Annotated in this window: 2 protein-coding genes and 1 pseudogene; all 3 read left to right on the forward strand. The window is 67.3% G+C overall.

Annotated features, from left to right (window positions below; all coding sequences use genetic code 11):
* The first annotated feature begins 188 nt into the window (after window positions 1–188).
* Window positions 189–953 (forward strand): SDR family NAD(P)-dependent oxidoreductase, encoded by a 765-nt coding sequence (locus ACIQ3R_RS16945; protein ID WP_397420025.1) that lies wholly within the window; start codon window positions 189–191, stop codon window positions 951–953.
* A 63-nt stretch (window positions 954–1,016) separates the two neighbouring features.
* Window positions 1,017–2,147, forward strand: coding sequence for a CaiB/BaiF CoA transferase family protein (locus ACIQ3R_RS16950; protein ID WP_397420026.1), 1,131 nt, complete (start codon window positions 1,017–1,019; stop codon window positions 2,145–2,147).
* A gap of 232 nt (window positions 2,148–2,379) precedes the next feature.
* Window positions 2,380–2,953, forward strand: a pseudogene (locus tag ACIQ3R_RS16955) (S9 family peptidase); the annotation flags it as partial.

Below are 2,953 nucleotides of genomic sequence, written 5' to 3' on the forward strand. Positions count from 1 at the left end.
CCCTCGGCCAGGGACCCGGTCGCCGCGTCGTCACGCGCCAAAATCAGCACTCGCGCCTGAGCGGTCGGCGTCATATCCCCATCCAGCGCGCCCCGAAGCGTCCGGCCGGCGGCCGGGACGGGGTCGTTCACCAGCGAGCCTACACCCGGGCTGGTTGCGGAAGCGTTGAGCCGATGAAGGAGAGCGAATTGCCGGGAAGATTGAGCGGATCGACGGCGGTGGTGACGGGCGCCAGCGGCGGACTGGGTGCGCACTTCGCGCGTATTCTCGCCCGGGAAGGGGCCGCAGTGGCGGTGACCGCCCGGCGCGTTGCGATGGTCGAGGCGCTGGCGGCCGAGATCCGCGAGGCGGGCGGCCGCGCGCTGGCCCTGCCGTTGGATGTGGCCGACGCCGATGCGGTTGGGCCTGCGCTGGACAGGGTGATCGCGGAGCTGGGCGGGCTCGATATCCTGATCAACAACGCGGGTGTCGGTGGCGAGGGCCTTGCACTGGATGTGCCTATCGAGGAATTCGACCGCGCGTTCGCCGTGAATGTCCGGGGGACATTCGTCTGCGCGCGTGAGGCCGCCAAACGCATGATTGCGTCCGGGACCGAGGGGCGCATCGTCAACATCGCTTCGATCGCCAGTCACACTGTGCTGCCGGGGCTCTCGGCCTATTGCGGGTCAAAGGCGGCGGTGGCGATGCTGACCAAGAGCCTGGCCCGAGAGTGGGCGCGAAAGGGGATCGCGGTGAATGCGCTCGCGCCGGGCTATATTGAGACAGACATCAACGCGACGTGGTGGCCGACCGAGGGCGGACAAAGGCAGCTCAAGCTGTTCCCGCGCCGTCGATTGATGGACGCCGACGACCTTGACGATGCCTTTCTGCTGCTGGCCGGCCCCTCGGCCAAGCGGATCACGGGCAGCCTGATCACGGTCGACGACGGCCAGTCGCTGCCCGGCGGCGGATGACGGCGGTTTGCTGACCTTGGGGCGCCGCGCTTAGATCAACAGACAAGCTTTGGAGGACATCGCATGCGCCAGGGACCGCTCACCGGCCTGAAGATCGTGGAATTCGCCGGCATCGGCCCTGGGCCGTTCTGCGGCATGCTGCTGTCGGACTTGGGCGCCGATGTCGTACGCATTGACCGGAAAGGGCAGGGCCGAGGCGCGCCGTCGGACGTGACCTCACGCGGCCGACGCTCTGTGGCGCTAGACCTGAAGCGTCCGGAGGCGGTCGAGGCTTGTCTCAAGCTGATGGACGCGGCCGATGGGATCATCGAGGGTTTCCGCCCGGGCGTGATGGAGCGGCTCGGCCTAGGACCGGACGTGGCGTTGAAGCGCAATCCCAGGCTGGTGTTCGGCCGCATGACAGGCTGGGGTCAGACCGGGCCCTATGCTCAGGCAGCCGGCCACGACATGAACTACATCGCCATCACGGGAGCGCTGCACGCCATCGGCACCGATGAAAAGCCGGTGCCGCCGCTGAACCTCGTGGGCGATTTCGGCGGGGGTGCGCTGTATCTGGCGTTCGGACTGCTGGCCGGGATCATCCAGGCGCGGGAGACCGGCAGGGGTCAGGTGGTGGACTGCGCCATGAGCGATGGGGCCGCCTCGCTGATGGCCATGTTCTACGGCATGAAGGGGGCCGGAATCTGGAAGGAACAGCGGCGTTCCAACCTGCTCGATGGCGGGGCCCACTTCTACGATACCTATCAGTGCAAGGGCGGCGGCTGGATCTCGATTGGTTCGATCGAACCGCAGTTCTATGCGCTGTTGTTGGAGAAAACCGGGATCAACGATCCGGAATTCCAGCGCCAGCATGACCGGGCCGCGTGGCCGAGCCTCAGGGCGAAGCTGGCGGACGTGATCGCCACCAAGACCCGGGAGGAATGGACCGAGATCATGGGCGCCACCGACGTGTGCTTCGCCCCGATCCTCGATCTCGACGAGGCGCCCAGGCACCCGCACAACGTGGCGCGAGAAACGTTCGTTGATGTGGCGGGCGTGATCCAGCCGGCGCCGGCGCCGCGGTTTTCGGCGACCCCGGGCGCGATCCAGGGGCCGCCGCCGGCCATCGGCGCACATGATGAGGCGGCGCTGACCGATTGGGGATTCTCTGCCGCCGACATCGGGGCGCTGCGCGGCGCCGGAGCGCTGGCCTGAACCCGACGGTCGACTGACGGTGTCGTTCAGCCTGGGTTCAGCCGAAAACCGCGACAGTCAACCCCGGATCGGACGCCGTGATCTCCCGTCCCTCGAATGCGGCGTCCGGGCCGGATGGGCTCTTTGACCATCGGCGGCGCGTCGGTCGGCACCCCGGCCGGCGCGCCGCTTTGGTTTGAATGACAGACTTGAACGCCTAGATGGAAAGGATCGTGTCTCAGAGGTCCTTACCATGCGTCTTGTGTACCTCGCCCTGGTGGCGAGCCTCTGGAGCGTGACCGCTCAGGCTCAGGCGCCGACGGCAGACGACCCGTTCACCTGGATGCATGAGATCGAGGGCGGCCGGGCGCTGGATTGGGCGCGCGCCGAAAACGGCAAGACCTTGCCCCGTCTGCAGGGCGACCCACGCTATCCGGGTCTCTATGCCGAAGCGATGAAGATCGCCACGGCCACAGACAGGCTGCCGAGTGTGGCTTTCACGGGCCCGGGCATGTTGCGGGATTTCTGGCAGGACTCGACCCACGTTCGGGGACTCTGGCGGACGGTCGACCTCGCCGACTATCGCGGCGGTTCGCCGAAGTGGCGGACGCTGCTGGACGTGGATGCGCTTGCCAAGGCGGAGAACGCCAACTGGGTCTGGAGTGGCGCGCAGTGTCTCGAGCCCGACGAACGGCTCTGTCTTGTTCGTCTCTCCAACGGCGGGAAGGACGCCTCGGAATATCGCGAGTTCGATGCGGCGAAAGGTGCTTTCGTGCCCGGCGGCTTCCGGTTGCCGGAGGCCAGGTCGAACGTGGCCTGGGAGGACG

Origin of the sequence: Phenylobacterium sp., assembly GCF_044371015.1 — a bacterium.
Lineage (GTDB): Bacteria > Pseudomonadota > Alphaproteobacteria > Caulobacterales > Caulobacteraceae > Phenylobacterium.

What these genes read in the sequence shown, in the direction of transcription:
- ACIQ3R_RS16950 (WP_397420026.1), top strand. Translation starts at nt 1,017, where the DNA reads ATGCGCCAGGGACCGCTCACCGGCCTGAAGATCGTGGAATTCGCCGGC.